Genomic DNA, 305 nt, shown 5'->3' with positions numbered 1-305 from the left:
ACCTGCTGCAGTACCCTGAGCACCAAGGCGTGCAGCGCCTGGTGAGTGACCTCAACCGGCTGTACCGCGAGGTGCCTGCGTTGCATGAGCAGGACTGCCAGCCACAGGGCTTCCAGTGGCTGATCGGTGACGATGCGCAGAACAGCGTGTTTGCCTGGCTGCGCTGGAGCAGCAGTGGCGAACCCGTGCTGGTGGTCGCCAACTTCACCCCGGTTCCGCGTGAGGGTTACCGCATTGGCGTGCCGTTCGGCGAGCGCTGGCAGGAGCTGTTGAACAGCGATGCCGAGATGTACGCCGGCTCCAAT

General features: G+C 64.3%; 1 protein-coding gene. It reads left to right on the top strand.

Annotation, left to right across the window (positions count from 1 at the left end):
- Window positions 1-305 (top strand): alpha amylase C-terminal domain-containing protein (locus QWI17_RS16575; protein ID WP_302723640.1); only part of this gene is annotated, 305 nt, incomplete at both ends.

The sequence above is a fragment of the Gilvimarinus gilvus genome, from assembly GCF_030518155.1.
GTDB classification, from domain to species: Bacteria; Pseudomonadota; Gammaproteobacteria; order Pseudomonadales; family Cellvibrionaceae; genus Gilvimarinus; species Gilvimarinus gilvus.
Note: the sequence above shows the minus strand (reverse complement) of the source record. Positions and strands in the feature narration are given on the sequence as shown.